Annotated in this window: 14 protein-coding genes and 4 pseudogenes; 11 read left to right on the plus strand and 7 right to left on the minus strand. The window is 71.1% G+C overall.

Translation table 11 applies throughout. From position 1 onward, the window contains the following. Nucleotide 1: 1 nt before the first annotated feature. Nucleotides 2-817 carry a thioesterase II family protein gene (locus GEV43_RS33085; protein ID WP_241683128.1) on the plus strand — a complete coding sequence of 272 codons (816 nt, stop codon included), beginning with the start codon at nt 2-4 and terminating at the stop codon, nt 815-817. A gap of 143 nt (nt 818-960) precedes the next feature. Here GEV43_RS33085 and GEV43_RS33090 read toward each other — a convergent pair whose 3' ends face one another. Further along, nucleotides 961-1641 carry a hypothetical protein gene (locus tag GEV43_RS33090; protein ID WP_160824025.1) on the minus strand — a complete coding sequence of 227 codons (681 nt, stop codon included), beginning with the start codon at nt 1639-1641 and terminating at the stop codon, nt 961-963. Nucleotides 1642-2313: 672 nt separating this feature from the next. Here GEV43_RS33090 and GEV43_RS33095 point away from each other — a divergent pair. Further along, nucleotides 2314-2733, plus strand: coding sequence for a nuclear transport factor 2 family protein (locus tag GEV43_RS33095; RefSeq protein WP_160824026.1), 420 nt, complete (start codon nt 2314-2316; stop codon nt 2731-2733). A 180-nt stretch (nt 2734-2913) separates the two neighbouring features. Continuing rightward, nucleotides 2914-3096 (plus strand): hypothetical protein, encoded by a 183-nt coding sequence (locus tag GEV43_RS33100; protein WP_160824027.1) that lies wholly within the window; start codon nt 2914-2916, stop codon nt 3094-3096. 358 nt (nt 3097-3454) lie between these two features. Here GEV43_RS33100 and GEV43_RS33105 read toward each other — a convergent pair whose 3' ends face one another. Together GEV43_RS33105 and GEV43_RS33110 are read right to left on the minus strand one after the other, a co-directional pair. Further along, on the minus strand, nt 3455-4513 hold the full coding sequence (locus GEV43_RS33105) for an alcohol dehydrogenase catalytic domain-containing protein (protein WP_160824028.1): 1059 nt from the start codon (nt 4511-4513) through the stop codon (nt 3455-3457). Between the two features lie 94 nt (nt 4514-4607). Then, nucleotides 4608-5900 (minus strand): ROK family protein, encoded by a 1293-nt coding sequence (locus GEV43_RS33110; protein WP_206681384.1) that lies wholly within the window; start codon nt 5898-5900, stop codon nt 4608-4610. Nucleotides 5901-6186: 286 nt separating this feature from the next. Here GEV43_RS33110 and GEV43_RS33115 point away from each other — a divergent pair, with 286 nt between their 5' ends. The 8 genes and pseudogenes from GEV43_RS33115 (at nt 6187) to GEV43_RS48475 (ending at nt 14269) form a co-directional block, all read left to right on the plus strand. Then, nucleotides 6187-7494, plus strand: a complete 1308-nt coding sequence (locus tag GEV43_RS33115; RefSeq protein ID WP_160824029.1) for an ABC transporter substrate-binding protein — start codon at nt 6187-6189, stop codon at nt 7492-7494. A 40-nt stretch (nt 7495-7534) separates the two neighbouring features. Then, the gene (locus GEV43_RS33120; RefSeq protein WP_160824030.1) at nt 7535-9553 is read left to right on the plus strand and encodes an ABC transporter permease; all 2019 of its coding nucleotides are present in this window, start codon (nt 7535-7537) and stop codon (nt 9551-9553) included. Between the two features lie 13 nt (nt 9554-9566). Continuing rightward, nucleotides 9567-10070, plus strand: a pseudogene (locus GEV43_RS56505) (ATP-binding cassette domain-containing protein); the annotation flags it as partial. Nucleotides 10071-10506: 436 nt separating this feature from the next. Continuing rightward, nucleotides 10507-10896, plus strand: a pseudogene (locus GEV43_RS56510) (ATP-binding cassette domain-containing protein); the annotation flags it as partial. 398 nt (nt 10897-11294) lie between these two features. Beyond that, nucleotides 11295-11504 (plus strand): annotated as a pseudogene (locus GEV43_RS56515) (DUF6379 domain-containing protein); the annotation flags it as partial. 33 nt (nt 11505-11537) lie between these two features. Beyond that, nucleotides 11538-11711 carry a hypothetical protein gene (locus GEV43_RS33135; protein ID WP_206681385.1) on the plus strand — a complete coding sequence of 58 codons (174 nt, stop codon included), beginning with the start codon at nt 11538-11540 and terminating at the stop codon, nt 11709-11711. Next, on the plus strand, nt 11708-12745 hold the full coding sequence (locus GEV43_RS33140) for a sugar phosphate isomerase/epimerase (RefSeq protein ID WP_160824032.1): 1038 nt from the start codon (nt 11708-11710) through the stop codon (nt 12743-12745). Before GEV43_RS33135 ends, GEV43_RS33140 begins: the two co-directional genes overlap by 4 nt. A gap of 447 nt (nt 12746-13192) precedes the next feature. Then, nucleotides 13193-14269 carry a GMC oxidoreductase gene (locus tag GEV43_RS48475; protein WP_309240064.1) on the plus strand — a complete coding sequence of 359 codons (1077 nt, stop codon included), beginning with the start codon at nt 13193-13195 and terminating at the stop codon, nt 14267-14269. Nucleotides 14270-14541: 272 nt separating this feature from the next. On the opposite strand, the gene GEV43_RS54180 is transcribed toward GEV43_RS48475, so the two are convergent. The 4 genes and pseudogenes from GEV43_RS54180 to GEV43_RS33155 all read right to left on the minus strand — a co-directional run bounded on the left by GEV43_RS54180 (nt 14542) and on the right by GEV43_RS33155 (nt 16403). After that, nucleotides 14542-14673, minus strand: coding sequence for a hypothetical protein (locus tag GEV43_RS54180; RefSeq protein WP_302931120.1), 132 nt, complete (start codon nt 14671-14673; stop codon nt 14542-14544). 146 nt (nt 14674-14819) lie between these two features. Then, entirely contained in the window at nt 14820-15392 is a 573-nt protein-coding gene (locus tag GEV43_RS33150; RefSeq protein ID WP_160824033.1) for a (2Fe-2S)-binding protein, read from the minus strand. Nucleotides 15393-15657: 265 nt separating this feature from the next. Continuing rightward, nucleotides 15658-15771, minus strand: a pseudogene (locus GEV43_RS48480) (iron chelate uptake ABC transporter family permease subunit); the annotation flags it as partial. A 2-nt stretch (nt 15772-15773) separates the two neighbouring features. Beyond that, complete coding sequence (locus GEV43_RS33155; protein ID WP_206681388.1) at nt 15774-16403, minus strand: hypothetical protein; 630 nt, start codon at nt 16401-16403, stop codon at nt 15774-15776. Between the last annotated feature and the right edge of the window lie 81 nt (nt 16404-16484).

Consider the following 16484-nt stretch of genomic DNA (forward strand, 5'->3'; position numbering starts at 1 on the left):
CATGGTGGCTCACTCCGCCCCATCGCAGCAATGGCTACGGTGCCTGGACCGCCGCCCGAGCGCCCGATGGAAACTGATCTGCTTTCCCTATGCCGGAGCCGGCGCGAGCGTGTTCCATCCGCTGGCCGAGGCGTTGCCGGCCACCACCGAACCCTGGGCTGTGCAGTATCCCGCGCGTGAGGATCGGGCCACCGAACCGGCCGCCGCCCAGCTCGTCTCCATGGCCGCCGACATCAGCTACGCGCTGCAATGGCTGAACGAACCGCCGTCCGCGTTCCTCGGGCACAGCATGGGCGCCGTCGTCGCTTATGAGACCATTCGGCGCATGTCCCGAATCGGGCTGTCCGAGCCGTCCAGGCTCTTCGTCTCCGCATGCGCCAGCCCCGATCGCTTCGGCATTCAGCAAGGAGACACAGGCCGTTCGGCACTCGAACCAGGAAAGGCCGCCCAGGGCGAGGAACGAACGGACGATCCATGCCATGAGCGGCTGGATGACCGGGCCGCGGAACTGGTGCGGCTGTCGGGAACAGGAACGCCCCTGCTCGACGATCCGAAGGCCCGCGCACTGGTCGTGTCGGCCGTCGAGCACGACCTGCGGATGATCGAGCGTTACCGTCACCACGGCGACGGGGCACTGTCCTGCCCCATTACCGCCTTCGTCGCTGAAGCCGACCCCGACGTACGGCCCGCACAGGCGCAGGGCTGGAACGCGTTCACCGACGCTGAATTCGACCTGGAGAGCTTCGCCGGGGACCATTTCTACCTGTTCCAGCGCCTCGCGGATGTCGCCGCATCGATCGCCCGCCACACCGCGTAATGCGACCGGGCCCCGGTCGGCATCCTGTGCTGAGGCGACCGAGAACAGCGCGCCGTACGACTCCGGGGCGACGGCACAATTCCCGCACCAGACGCAGTTCCACCGTTCGTGGGGGGTCATGGGCCGTCGCTGGAGCCGTAGCGTCAGAAGTCGGCCAGGCTCGGCCAGTCCTTTTCCAGGGAGCCGGGGCCGCGTACGACGGTGTCGGTGTGCGGTTCTCCGCCCTTGATGGCGATGCGCACGTACCGGTCGCCCGACAGCATCCAGAACTGGCCGTGTTGGTCGGGGACCGGAACTGCCGCGTCGATGTGGTCGAAGCCTTCCAGGCTGGGCCACAGTTCCGCGAAGGTGTCCGGTCCGCGTACGACGGTGTCGGCGTGCGGTTCGCCGTCGGCGATCGCGATGCGCAGTGAACGGTCGCCCGACAGCATCCAGAACTGCCCGTACTGATCCGGAACCGGCACCACCGCATCGACGCGACCGAAGTCGGCCAGGCTCGGCCAGTCCTTTTCCAGGGAGCCGGGGCCGCGTACGACGGTGTCGGTGTGCGGTTCTCCGCCCTTGATGGCGATGCGCACGTACCGGTCATCCGACAGCATCCAGAACTGGCCGTGTTGGTCGGGGACCGGAACTGCCGCGTCGATGTGGTCGAAGCCTTCCAGGCTCGGCCAGAGCTCCGCGAAGGTGTCCGGTCCGCGTACGACGGTGTCGGCGTGCGGTTCGCCGTCGGCGATCGCGATGCGCAGTGAACGGTCGCCCGACAGCATCCAGAACTGCCCGTACTGATCCGGAACCGGCACCACCGCATCAATTGTGGACGGCATGTCAATCCTTTCCGCCACAGTCGAAATGCACGCACCCCAACCCATGAGGAAGCAGGTCGCAAATCCCGGACCGCAGCATTTCGAGAACGAGCCGCCAGCATTGCGGCTCCTAGGGTTCTCCTTTGCCATGATGCCTCTCTTTCGCTAAAAGCGTCAAGGACGCGCACGACCGGTACGGTGCCATTCGGGCCCATCGGCCCAGGATAAGGGCAGCAGAAACTTCGATCGGCCGATAATCGGCACGAAATTCGGTGGGATCGCACCCGAACACCGCCTCCCGCGTGCCATTACCGCCTTCTGGCCGCCGCGTGCCTCCCATACATCTTTTGAGGATGCCGCTGCCGGAAGTGCATAAAGCGCGAGTATGCGAAGACGTGCCCGATGGTGCGGTGCCATGCGGCGTAGAGGCATGCGTCCGGTGCGGGCGAAGAAGCGCGAGGAACGGTGTCGACCGCAGGCACCACCGATCAGAAAGGGACGCAAACGGTTACCATGGCGACGAGCGCACATTGCGCGACCGCAACTTGCCTTTCACGCGAACTCATCAAAGTGTCACGAACGCCGCGAGCATTCTCGCATCACCATCACCGCGAGCACCGTTCTCAACACTCGTTGTGAATATGGCGAGGTATGCTCGGAACGGCCCGTACGACTTCGATCGGGAAGAGCGCCATGATCGTCCAGGAAGGCATCTCGCCGACCCGCCGTGAACTGTTCGAACTCCTCGAGGACGTCGACACCGTCAACGATTTCTTTGCGCGCTGCGCGGACAACGTGAGGTGGACGCTCTTCGGCCGCCATCCGCTCGCCGGAGACTACAAGAGCAAAGAGGAGTTCATCCCGGCCACCATCGGCAAAGTCCGCCCACTGCTGTCGGGCGGGCTGCACTTTCGCATCAGGGGCCTGTACGGCGGAGACCCCATCACCATCGTGGAGATGGACGGCGTTGCCACGGCACGCGACGGCGTTCCCTACGACCCCTACTACGTATGGATCTGCCGGTTCAACGGCGAGACCATCGTCGAGGTGCACGCCTACGTCGATTCGACCGTAGTGAACGATATCCTCCAACGCGTTCCCCCGGCCGAATAACAACCGATCACCTGGATGCCTTATCGAACGCGCCCCAAGGCCTCGACCAGCGAAAACCTCCACGAGCACCGGGCATCTGTCGGGCAATGCACACATGCGTGTCGCGAAAAGCCGCATCCGCTCGGTCAGGCGCGCGGCGTCGAACTATTTGAGGACAAGCGTTAGGGGTAGTCCGCGGACATGGCTGAACAAACAGAACACTTCGAGCCGGGCGAACGTGCTCCCGACAGCGGCATCTACGAATGTGAGTGCGGCTACCACCACCAATGGAGAATGGACGTGGCGGGCGATCCGCTCCCCGAGTTCCCGCCCGGCTGCCCCTCCAGCAAATGGATCTTCATAGGAGAACAACCCGTCGGCTGACCTTCCACACCATTGACGACACGCCGGAAGCCCAGGCCCGTGGAACGCTCGGCGACGCGCTGCCCGTCCCCGCGCAGCCGTGGCCTGACCCCCGCCGACCCGGTCGTCACCACCGCCGAGAACGTCGTCCGCACGACCTCCGCTGGCGACGGCGGGCCGGTCATCGAACTTCTTCGAGGTGTTCCTGCGGCGGCCGTTCTTCACCGGGCAAGACCCCGTCACCAACTGGGTGGCGTTCAACGCCGGGTGGGTGCGACGAGCCCGGGAATGCCGGCACCCCCGCCTCATCCGGTTCGAGGACTCACCAAGCCCCCGGACTCTCGTTGGCGTGCACGGAGGAACTCCGCGCGCCCGGGATTCACGGAACGAGGACGATCTTGCCGATGGTGTCGCCGGCGTCCAGGGCCGTGTGCGCGGCCCGGGCCTGCGTCAGGGGGTAGCGCGCGCCGATCACTGGGCTGATCTTCCCGGTCGCGGCGAGCTGGAGGACGAGTTCCTGTTCGCGGCGGGTGGAGGCGCGGGTGCCCAGGATGTCGAGGTGCTTGGCGAAGATCTCGCCGATGTGGATCTCGGCGGTCCGGCCGCCCATCACCGCGGCGAGCACGACGCGGCCGCCGAGGCGGGCGGCGTTGATGGCCAGGGGGACCATGGGGCCGCCGACGTTGTCGAGGACGACGTCGACTCCGGCGCCGCCGGTGTGGGCGCGGATCTGGTCGAGGACGTCGGGGTCTTTGTAGTTCAGGGCGAGGTCGGCGCCGGCGGCGAGGAGCGCGTCGCGTTTGCCGGGGGAGCCGGTGAGGGCGATGATCCGCTGGGCGCCGGCGAGCTTGGACAGGTGGAGCGCCGCGGTGCCCATGCCGCCGGAGGCGCCGGTGACCAGGACGGTGTCGCCGGGCTGGACGCGGGCGCGGGCGGTGACCATGTGCAGGACGGTGCCGTAGGACCACAGGACGCAGGCGAGCGTCTCGAAGTCGACGCCGTCGGGGGCGGGGAGCAGGCCGTCCTGGGGGACGCTGACGTATTCGGCGTAGCCGCCGAAGCGCTGGTGGCCGGGCAGTTCGGTGTCCTGGCACAGGTTGTCGTCGCCGCGGCGGCAGGCCGCGCACCGGCCGCAGGCCGGGCAGGTCATCACCACGACGCGGTCGCCGACGGCGAACGCCTCCACGCCCGCGCCGACGGCGGCGACCTCGCCGGCGGCCTCGCGGCCGAGCTGGAAGGGCAGCGGCAGGGACGGCACGCCGGGGCGGGGCCGGACGATGCCTTCGCGGTATCCGGCGTCCCACCAGTTGACCGAGGTGGCGCGGACCCGGACGAGGACGTGGCCGGGGGAGGGGGCGGGGACAGGGACCTGCTCGACGGTGAGGACCTCGGGCCCGCCGTGCCGGTAGATGCGCACGGCCGTCATCATCTCGCTCATCGCACTCCTGCATATCCGGACGTCAGTCCTGTATGTGAAATCGCATGGTCGGCGCGGGGGCTGGAGGTCCGCGGGAGGGGACCGTCGAACCGGTTCAGCGGGCGTCGTCCGGCAGGGGTTCCAGCAGGTGGGTCCAGGTCTTCAGCTGGTCGGGCGACAGCAGGCCGTCGACGGCGGTCAGCGCGGCGCCGATCATTCCGGCGCGGTCGGCGTGCGCCGACAGCACGACCGCCAGGTCCCGGGTGGCCAGGGGCAGCGACCGTTCGTAGACGACCTTGCGCAGGGAGGGCAGGAGCAGGTCGCCGGCGAGCGAGACGCCGCCGCCGATGACGACCAGGGAGGGGTTGAAGACGTTGACGAGGCTGGCCAGCGCGTGCCCGAGGTGGTGACCGGCGGAGGCCAGCAGTTCGAGGCTGGCGGCGTCGCCGACGGCCGCGGCCTGGCTGACGTCGGCCGCGGTGAGCCGCCGGCCGTCGGCGGCGCGCCGGGCCAGTTCGGCGCTGGCGCCGCTGTCGGCCAGCCGGGCCGCGTCGCGGGCCAGCGCCATCCCGCTCGCGTAGGTCTGGAGGCAGCCGACCTTGCCGCACCGGCAGGCCCGGGTGGAGTGCGGGTCGATGCACAGGTGCGCGATGTCGCCCGCGCAGCCCTGGGCGCCGCGGTGCAGGCGGCCCGCCGACACCAGCCCGGCGCCGATCCCGGTGCCGACCTTGACGTAGACGAAGTCGTCGCGGCCCTGGGCCAGACCGGTGCGCAGCTCGCCGAGGGCCATCGCGTTGACCTCGTTGTCCACCCACACGCCGACGCCGAACCGGCTGGTGAGGCGTTCGCGGACGGGGTAGTCGTCCCAGCCCGACAGGATCGGCGGCGCCACCGGCCGCCCGCTGCTGAACTCCACCGGGCACGGCAGGCCGACGCCGACGCCGAGCAGCGGCGCCCGGCCGGGCACCGCCGCCAGCACCTGGTCCATCAGCTTCTCGAGTTCGTCGAACGTCGCGTCCGGGCCGTTGGTGCTGCGCCACGGCCGCTCCCGGGTCTCCAGCGGCTCGCCGCTCAGGTCGGTGAGCGCCACCGCCAGGCTCGTGACGCCGACCTCCACGCCGAGGACCGTCCCGGCCTCGGACCGGAACCGCAGCTCGCGAGGCGCCCGGCCGCCGGTCGAGCGGCCCTTGCCGCGGTGGGCCAGGAGCCCGAGCCGCACCAGGTGGCCGATGCGCTGCGCGACGACCGTGCGGCCCATGCCCGTCGCCTCGCACAGATCGTTGGTGGTGGTCAGCGACTGGGAGCGGACCAGGTCCAGCAGGGTCGCCGCCAGGTCCGCGGACGGGGGCCGCTGGGGCCGGGGGACCGGAGCGGCCGCTGGTCCACGGGCCGTCGTCGGGGGTTTCACCCAGATGTCCTTTCGTTTCCAAGGGGTTGACTTGTTCGCGCCGTGCGGCTTAGTTTCCTCGCAATCCGGCAAAAGTTCAACACATTCCGGCGTAAGAGGCGTCGATCGCGATCACGCCACCCGATTCTCCCCGTCCGTCTCCGGCCCCTGAGCCGCGCCGAGCACCGCGGTGCCCAGGCACGGAGCTCGGCCGCCGGCCACCGCACCGCGATCCAGCCCCGAGTGCCCCCACCCCCGCAAGGACGGTCACCGCCCCCGGTGGCCATGACAGAAGCAGGAGCCGAGTATGAGCGCCATCCCCCAGCGGAGTCCGGGCACCACCAGGAGATCCGGTCTCGTCGCGCTGTCCCTGGCCGCGGGATTGATCGGCGGCGGCCTGTCCGCCTGCGCGAGCGATGACAGCGGGCCCGGGGCCGGGCGGGGGGAGGCCGCGCCGACGACGATCGACGGCGGCCTCGGCAGGACGGTCAGCGGCGCCGCGGGGAGCGGCAAGGCGACCGGCGCGCCGATCACGCTGGGCCTGATCAACCAGCAGGGCGGGCCGGTGTCCAACCCCGAGTTCACCGTCGCCGCCCAGGCCGCCGCCGGCTACCTCAACGCCGAGCTCGGCGGGGTCGGCGGCCGCCCGGTGAAGCTGGAGGTCTGCAACATCGTCTCCGCCGAGTCGCAGGGCCAGCGGTGCGGGCAGCAGATGCTGGCCAACGACGAGATCGAACTGGTCGTGCAGGGCGGGCTGAACGTCGGGACGCAGTCGTTCCACGCGACCCTGGCCGGCAAGAAGCCCGACCTGATCGCCGTGGCCAACCCCGGCCCGGACGTCTCGGCCAAGAACGCCTTCGCCCTCAACGCCAGCTCGCTGGCCGGCAAGGCCGCCACGCCGATCTTCCTGGACACCAAGCTCAAGGCCAGGACGGTCGCGATGATCGCCGACGACAACCCCGGCAACCAGGAGATCGCCAAGAGCATCAAGGAGGGCATCGAAGCCCGCGGCATGACGGTGAAGCTGACCACCTACCCCTCGGGCAGCGCGGATCTGATGAGCCCGATGACCGCGGTCGGCGCCGGGAACGCCGATGTGATCATGCCGATCGCGGTGACGCCGACGGCGTGCATCGCGATGGCCAAGGCCTACGAGCAGTCCGGGATCAAGATCCCGCTGTCGGCCTCGGGCCTGTGCGCCTCGGACACCGTCCGCAAGGCGCTCGGCGACCTGCCCAAGTGGATCTTCAGCGGGTCGCTGCTCAACATCCACGCCCCCGATCCCACCGGGCACGTCGCGTTCTACCGCGCGGTCATGGCCCGGTACGCGCCCAAGGGGGCCGAGCTGGGCATCAACGCCCCGGCCGGGTTCGCCGCCGTCCTGGCGGCGGCCAAGATCCTGCACGCCGCCGGCCCCGACCGGCTCACCGTCGAGAAGGTCTCCAAGGCCGCCAGGGCCTACACCGGGCCGCTGCTGATGGGACCGCCCAAGCTGAGGTTCGGCAGCAACCCGCAGATGCCCGCGCTCGGCGCGCAGGCGGTGCACTACTACCGCTACGAGGGCGACGGCAAGTGGGTCGACGTGTCCCAGGGCTGGATCAACCTCCCCTCCTGACACCGCTCCCGGAACGCAACCACCCAAGCGGAGGAGTCACGTGGACCAAGTGATCCTGTTCATCCTGCTGGGCCTCGGACCCGGCGCGCTGTACGCCGGGCTCGCCCAGAGCCTGGTGCTGACCCACCGCGGCGCGGGCATCATCAACGTCAGCGCCGGCGCGATGGCGATGTGGGGCGCCTACACCTTCTACGGGCTGCGGGAAGGCCACCTGCTGCTGCCCTTCTTCTATCCCGATCTGGGCGGGCCGCTGGGCGTCGCTCCGGCGTTCGTGGTCGCGGTGCTGCTGTCGGCGCTGCTCGGCGCGCTGATCGACGTGGCGGTGTTCGCGTGGCTGCGCGGGTCCGCGCCGCTGGCCAAGCTGGTCGCCTCCGTCGGGCTGCTGCTGACCGTCCAGGCGGTGATCGTCCTGCGGTTCGGCGGCACCGGGCAGACCGCCCCGCCGGTGCTGGCGGGAGGCGGCATCCACATGTTCGGCGGCACCGTCCCGGCCGTACGGCTGGAGGTCATGGCGATCGCCGTCGTGATCGGGGTGGCGCTCACCGCCGCCTACCGCTACACCCGCTTCGGCCTGGCCACCCGGGCGGCGCAGGAGGACGAGGCCGAGGCGGTGATGTCGGGCCTGTCGCCCCGCGGGCTTTCGCTGCTCAACACCACCTTCGCCGGCGCGCTCGCCGGAGCGGTCGGCATCCTCGTCGCCCCGATGACCCAACTCGACCCCACCACCCTCGCCCTGGCCGTGGTGCCCGCCCTGGGCGCGGCGCTGATCGCGCGCTTCACCTCGTTCACCGTCGCGGCGCTGGCGGGACTGGGCATGGGCGCGCTCCAGTCGGTGGCGCTGTATCTCCAGACCCTGTCGTGGTTCCCCACCTCCAAAGGGCTGCCCATGCCGGGCCTGCCGGACGTGCTGTTCTTCATCGTCATCGCCGCCGCCCTGATGTGGCGCGGCAACAGCCTGCCGGGGCGCGGCGGCCACATCGAACCCCGGCTGCCACCCGCCCCGGCGCCCCGGCGCATCGCCCGGCCCACCGCGATCCTCGTGGCGATCGGCGCCGTGGCGCTGCTGGTGCTGCCGTTCGACCTGCGGCAGGGGTTCGTCAACACCCTCATCGCGGTGATCGCCTGCCTGTCGCTGGTCGTGCTGACCGGCTACGTCGGGCAGGTGTCGCTCGCCCAGTTCGCCTTCGCGGGCCTGTCCGGCCTGGTGGTCTCCAAGCTGGGCATCCACCTCGGCCTCGGCCTGCCCTGGGCGCCGCTGCTGGGCATCGCCGCCGCGGCCCTGTTCGGGCTGGTGGACGTCCTGCCCGCCATGCGCGTGCGGGGCGTGCACCTGGCGATCCTCACCCTGGCCGCCGCGGTAGCGTTGCAGAACTTCGGGTTCCACAACCCGTCCTGGGGCGCCGGCGGGCTGGGGTCGCCGGTGTCATCACCCGTGGTGTTCGGCGTCAACCTCGGGCCGTCGGGCTCGTTCCCGCTCGGCGGCGGGCACCCGCCCAGCCCGCTGTTCGGGCTGATCTGCCTGGCGGTCACCGCGCTGATGTGCGTCGCCGTGGCCAACCTGCGGCGCAGCGGCCTCGGCCAGCGGATGCTCGCGGTGCGTTCCAGCGAACGCGCCGCGGCCGCCGCGGGCATCTCCGTCCCGGGCATCAAGGTGACCGCCTTCGTCATCTCGGCGTTCATCATGGGCGTGGTCGGCGTGCTGACCGCCTACAACTTCGGGTCGGTCGATCCGGCCAACTTCGGCATCGTCAACACCCTGGTCCTGATCGCGCTGGCCTACCTGGGTGGCATCTCGGTCATCAAGGGCGCGCTGATCGGCGGGATGCTCATGTCCGGCGGCGTCGCCGCCACCATCATGGAGGACTACATCGGCCTGCCCGCCGACTATCTGCTGCTGTTCGCCGGCGTCTCCCTGGTCCTCACCGTCACCACCACCCCGGCGGCATCGCGCTGGCCCACCGCAGGACCGGCGCGCCCGGGCACGGACCGGCGCCGACCGGCTCCGACCCCGGTGGAACCGGAACCGGCGGGCCCGGAACCGGCACGGCCGCGACCGTAGCGGAGGCCGCGCGATGACCGCCCCGAAGGCGGCCGCCGCCTCCACCTCCGCGGCCGGGGCTCCGGCGGCGGGAAAGGCCCTGTCGGTCACCGGCCTCACCGTCCGGTACGGCGGCGTCACCGCCCTGAACCAGGTCAGCGTGACCGTCGAACCCGGCGAGCTGGTCGGCCTGATCGGCCCCAACGGCGCGGGCAAGACCACCTTCATCGACGCGGTCTGCGGCTTCACCAGGTCCACCGGGCAGATCCGGCTCGGCGGCCGTACCCTGGCCGGGCTGTCGGCCGGCGCCCGGGCACGCGCCGGGCTCGGCCGGTCCTGGCAGGCCGCCGACCTGTACGACGACCTGACCGTGCGCGAGAACCTCACCGTCGGCGCCTACACCCCCGACTGGCGCCGAACCCTCAAAGAGGTCGTGTGGGGACGCGCCCGCCACGACACCGGCGTCGCCGAACAACTGGGCATCACCCACCTGCTCGACCGGCCCTGCGACGGCCTGGCCGCCGGACAGCGCAAACTCGTCGACGTCGCCCGCGCGCTGGCGGGCAGGCCCGACATCCTGCTGCTCGACGAACCGGCCGCCGGCCTCAACACCGACGAAAGCCGCCAACTCGCCGCCCGCCTGCGCGGCGTCGTCGACGCCGGCACCGGCGTCCTGCTCGTCGACCACGACATGGGCCTGGTACTGGCCGTCTGCGACCGCATCGTCGTCCTGGACTTCGGCCGCGTCCTCGCCGAAGGCACCCCCAGCAGATCCAACGCGACCAGGCCGTCATCGCCGCCTACCTCGGCAGCAGCACCCCACCCGACAGCGCCCGGCCCGACAGTGACAACGCCCGACCCGGCGAACGGCCCCAGAGCGGATCATCGGAGGACGACTCGTGACCAGCCAGACCCCCAAGCGTCCCTCGCTCGACGTCCGCGGACTGTCGGCGGGCTACTTCGGCGCCGCCGTGGTGCGGGACCTGGACCTGACCGTCGGGGCCGGAGAGGTCGTGGCGCTGCTGGGCCCGAACGGCGCCGGGAAGTCGACCACACTGCGCGCGATCTCGCGGACGATCACGCCGATGGCCGGGACGGTCACGCTGAACGGCCGGGAGGTGACCGGGCGGCGGCCGCAGGATATCGCCCGCGCCGGGCTGGTGCACATGTCCGAACGCCGCGGCGTGTTCCACGGGCTCACCGTCGAGGAGCACCTGCGCCTGCACAAGCTCGACCCGGCCATCGCCTACGGCTACTTCCCCGAGCTGGAGGCGCTGCGGTCGCGCCGCGCGGGGCTGCTGTCGGGCGGCGAGCAGCAGATGCTCGGCATGGCCCGCGCGCTGGCCCGCCGCCCGGCCGTGCTGATGATCGACGAACTCAGCAAGGGCCTCGCGCCGGTCATCGTGGAACGGCTCATCCCGGTCGTGCGCCGCTACGCCGACGAGTCCGGCGCCGGCGTGCTGCTGGTCGAGCAGCAGGTCCAGCTCGCCCTCCAGGCCGCCGACCGCGGTTACGTCCTCGCGCACGGAGACCTCGTCGAACACGACACCGCCGCCAACCTGCTCGCCGACCGCGACGTGCTGGTCTCCTCCTACCTCGGCGCCGCCCCCTGTGACCCCGCCTCCCGTTCGAACCGAGCGCGGCCCGCCGGTCCAGGCGCGCGCCCGGCCCCCACGACACCTCTCCAAGGAGCGTCCTCAACGTGTTCCGCGAACGCATCATCGTCGACGGCTCGCTGGCCGTCACCCCGACCGGTTACCAGGTGGCCGTCCGGCTGCCCTGGTACCGGGCCCTGCCGGTCAGCTCGATCGAGCAACTGGACATCAGCCTGGACGGCGACCCGGCTCCCGCCCACGCCATCACCATCGACGTCAACGGCCGCGAGCGCTCTCTGCGGGACGCCGCCGGCGACTTCGACGACGTCTGGTACGTGCTGGACGACGCGATCGTGCACGTCGCGGCACCGGACCGGCGGCCGGACGGCGACCGGGAGCACGACGTCGAGGTGACCCTCGGCGTCCGCATCCCCTACCTGCCGGTGGCCGGGCGTCCCCTGGTCATGACCGAACGCTGCGTGAAGACCATGCCCGCCCTCCGAGCCGCCCCCGCCACCACCACGCCCGACCCCGCCACCACCACCGACGCCGGCCCCGAGCCGACCAAGGAGACCGCGAAGTGAACCTGCCCAAGCTCGGAGTGACGCTCTACAGCTTCACGCCCTACTTCCATGCCCGCGACTACGGGTTCGAGGACCTGGTCCGCATCGTGGGGGAGCGAGGACTCGGGCCGGGCCTGGAGGTCGTCGGGTTCCAGAGCATCAAGGGGTTCCCCAAGCTCCCCGACGGGTTCGCCGCCGGGTTCCGGCGGCTGGTCGACGACGCCGGCCTGGAGCTGTCGTGCCTGGGCGCCAACGCCGACGCCGGCCTGCGCCAGGACCGGCTGCTGACCGAAGACGAGCTGGTGGACTACATGCTGGCCCAGTTGGAGGCCGCGCACACCCTCGGATTCCCCGTCGTACGCGTGCAGCATTCGGTCACGCCCGACCTGATGGAGCGGCTGCTGCCGCACGCCGAACGGCTCGACCTCACCCTCGGCATGGAGATCCACAGCCCGCACAGCGTGCGGCATCCGAAGATGCAGGCCCTGCTGGAACGCTACGAGAAGCTCGGCTCGCCCCGCCTGGGCTTCATCCCCGACTGGGGCGCCTCGCTGACCCGGCTGCCACCCAGCCTGCTGTCGACCTACCGCGCCAAGGGCGTCCCCGCCGGGCTCCTGGACGCCTTCGACGTCCAGTGGAACGCCTTCCACCGCGAGCCGCTCATCCGCGACGACGCCGAACAGGGCGCGCGGTTCCGGCGCATGCGCGAGATCAACCAGACGTACGGCGGCGACGACGTGTCGGTACGGATCGGCACCAACTCGGTCGGGCTCTTCGGGCACATGGACCCCGCCGACTGGAAGACGATCATGCCGTGGGTGGTGCACGTCCACGGCAAGTTCTACGACATCGACGCCAACGGCGACGAACCGTCGATCCCGCACGACATCCTGCTGCGCGACCTGGTCCAGGCCGGATACCAGGGCTACATCTCCACCGAGTGGGAGGGCTGGCACTGGAACGACACCGACGACCCGTTCGACATGGTCGCCGCCCAGCACCGGCTCAGCGAACGCGTCCTGGCCTCCCTCGACGCCTCCCCGGCCGGCTCATGAGCGGGACGACGGCACGCGTGGACCTGCTGGTGATCGGCAGCGGACCCGCGGGAGCGGCGTTCGCGCGCCGCACCCTGGACACCGCGCCGGACGCCACCGTCCTGATCGTCGAGGCCGGTCCCTGGCTGACCGCCGTGCCCGGCCACAACATCCGCAACCTGCCCCCCGGGCAGCGCACCGAGCTACAGGAACGCGTCAGCGGACCCCAGCCCGGCGGCTTCCGCCCGTTCGGCGCCCGCCCGCTGCACGCCCGGCCCGGCACGATCCTGGTGAACGACGACGACGACGACGGCAGCGGCGACGGCCAGGACGGCATGCCCGCCGCGGCCTACTCGGCCAACGTCGGGGCATGGGCGCCCACTGGACCTGCGCCGTTCCGCCCCCTGGCGGCAGCGAACGCATCGGCTTCATCCCCGGCCACGAACTCGACGCCGCCTTCGAGGTCGCATCCGACCTGCTGCGGGCCACCACGACCGCGTTCCGAGCCACCCCCGCCGCCGAGGCGGTACGCGAGAAACTCGCCCGCCGCTACGACCACCTGCTGCCCGCCGGCCGCAAGACCGGCCCGATGCCGCTGGCCTGCACCCCGGCCCCGGCGCCGGGCCGCCCCGCTGGACCGGCGCCGACACCATCCTGGGCACCGCCCTCCACGCCCCGGGCCGTTCCCGGCTGACCATCCGCGGCAACGCCAGGGCCCGCCGCCTGCTGGCGGACGGCGACCGCGTGACCGGCGCCGAAATGGTCGACACCCGGACCGGCGAGGTGTTCACCGTCATCGCGCGCGCGGTCGCCGTCGCGGCCGACGCGCTGCACACCCCGCAACTGCTGTGGGCCTCGGGCATCCGCCCACCGGCGCTGGGCCGCTACCTCAACGACCAGCCGCAGGTCGTCGTCGGCGCCCGCATCGACCTGCCGGCCCACCGCGCCACGGCCGCGACCGATCCCCGCGACGCCCTCACCGGCGTGTCCTGGGTGCCGTTCGCCGACGGCGTCCACCCCTTCCACGGCCAGGTCATGCAGTTGGACGCCTCGCCCATCGCGATCCACGCCGCCGACAGACCCGACCCCCGCCCGATGGTCGGCCTCGGCTGGTTCCTGCCCAAGGACGTCCAGCCCGACGACCGCGTCTGGTTCAGCGACGGCGACCTCGATGAGCACGGCCTGCCCGCCATCCACATCGACTACCGGCTCACCGGCGACGACCGGGCCCTGGTCCGCCGCGCCGTCGAGGAACTGCAAGATCTGGCCGCCGACCTCGGCGAGCAGACCCGGACCCCCGACCTGCTCGCCGCCGGCAGCTCCCTGCACTACCAGGGCACCGTCCGCATGGGCGCCGCCGACGACGGCACCAGCGTCTGCGACGACCACGGCCGCGTCTGGGGATGGCAGAACCTGTTCGTCGGCGGCAACGGCGTCATCCCCACCGCCACCGCCTGCAACCCCACCCTCACCGCCGTCGCCCTGGTCGTCCGGTCCGTCGACGCCATCACCGCCACACTGGAAACCCGAACCCCGCCGTCGTGACCAGACACGCCCCCGCAACGGTGGCCGTTCCCCCTGACAAACCTCGCTCGCCCCGGACGTAAGGAGCCACCCGAGGACGGCTCGCTCCGCCACCGTGACAGCGCCCCAAGCTCCACGACCGGCACCCGGGGCCGATCATGCACGACTCGGGGGACCAGATCGGGCGATGGGCTCTGGTCGAGGTCGGCGGTGCGCGGAGCGGCGGTGTCCATGGCCTGTTCTCGTCCCTCTCCGGGGGTGTGGGGGCGGTGACCCGACCCCACACCGCGCGGTCAGCTCTGTTCCTGCTGATCCCGCTGGTCCTGCGGGTCGTCACGCCATTCGAACGGGGCGTCCACCGCAGGCATGTGGGACTTCAGCCCCTTCTTGGACTCTTCGGGTTCGACGAAACCGTGGTGCGCCATACGCGACCTCCTTCGGTCCGCGCAGAAGCCGTCCCTTATTGCGTCCTCCATGCGTTTGCGGACACTTCACAGGAAGCGAAGGCATGGCACGCTCGAAAGGTCAACAGATTCCGTGCGGGCGGCCGATGGTTTTCCGCGGGTTCACCTCACCCCGTTTTCGGTTCCTTTTCGGTCAAGGAGCAGTCGGTGCACTGCATCCCGCCCGGAACGCGGTAGTACAGACAGCATGTGCGGCGACGGAAGGCCAGATCGGGGCCGGTGATCTCTCCCAGGCCCGCCAGGCCGCCGGTGCCCAGCAGCCCGGTGACGAGCCGGACGACTGGTGCCCCCAGCTCGGGCCGCCCGGCCACGATCGCGCGCCCGGCCTCGACCAGCGCCGACGCGGTGTTGCCGTACAGCAGCCGGGCGGCGACCTTCACCTGGAGTCCCGCGGCCAACGGCTCCAGGTGCTCGCGCACCACCACCCGGTACAGCACCTCACTGACCTGGTCTTCCGTGAGATCGGAGAGGTTCCGGCCAGTCGCCTCGGGAAGGCGGAGCGCGGCGCCGCCATCGGCCCGCTGGACCTGCGCCAGGTCCGGGACGACCCGGTGGGTCAGCGCGCACGCCAGCGTCGGCGACCACAACCGCGCGGCATGGCCGAGCTGCATGATCGAGGCGCCGATACGCAGCTCGGAGGTGCCATAGCGGTCGGCGACGGCGGTGACCAGATCGGTCATGCCCCGGGCGTAGGAGTCCCGCACCGGATGCCAGCCGTCGCCCGGGCCACCGACCGTGATCTCGAAGAAAGACCCGAAGGCGCGTGCTCGAGAAAGAGCGGTGACGACGGTTGTGGAAGGGGCTTGCGGTAGAGGAAGCACGCCGTTCTCTTTTCTCGGTTGAGGGTTTTTGGGAAAAGTGGCCCCGGTCCGAGGTTGCCGAGCGCCGTCGCATGAGCCAAAAGAGGAACGGACCGTCCACCAGGGCGGTGAGGACACCGCCGCGGATCTCCTCCGGCGCGACCAGGGTGCGCACTGCCAGGTCGGCGACGATGAGGAAGGCGGCACCCAGAAGAACGGCGGCGGGCAACGCGCGCCGGTGGTCGGCCCCGACCGGCATCGTCAGAGGTGACGGCCAGGAAGCTGGCCACCGCCGAGAGCGCCTCGGCTATGGCCACGCCCGCTGGCACCAACCGCAGCGTCGTCATTCGCCCGCCGAACGGGCCAGGAAGTACACCGCCGACAGCGCTCCGAAAACGCCGCCAATGACAGCGACGTTGCGCCGAACACCGCCACCTGGAACGCCGCCGGCACGGCTCCGGCGATGACGCCCGAGGAGACGATCGTCTCCCGGACGGGCGGCCAGGTCGGCTCGGCCAGCGCCGGATGCGGCCGGTGCGGCACGGTGCCCCACACCTGACCGGCCGGGACGTTGACCGGTCCGACCGCGACGGCGGCCGCGGCGACCACCGGCACGTACGAACCGCGCCGACGGCGCACGTGCGTCAGCCCGTAGACGAAGTCGGGTTCGGCGGCCGGCAGCGCGTCGAAGGAGGGGTACTCCTTGGAGATCACCTTGGTCTTGCCGTACGCGGCCCGGTACTCCGGCAGGAGGCGGTCATCCAGACAGCCGGTGGCGACCATCGAGTCCTGGAGTCCGAGCGTCGGCATCACCTTGATGGCGTGCTGGTTCAACGACACCGCGCGCTGGGGCGGGCGCTGGTAGGTGGTTGTGACCCCGCGGTGGTCCATCACCGCGGGGAGACCCCGCGTCGGCGCCCCTCCGCCGGATCCGGCCCCGCCACGTTCGGGGACCCAGCACATCCGGCGACC

The organism is Actinomadura sp. J1-007 (assembly GCF_009793335.1).
Taxonomy (GTDB): domain Bacteria; phylum Actinomycetota; class Actinomycetes; order Streptosporangiales; family Streptosporangiaceae; genus Spirillospora; species Spirillospora yumaensis.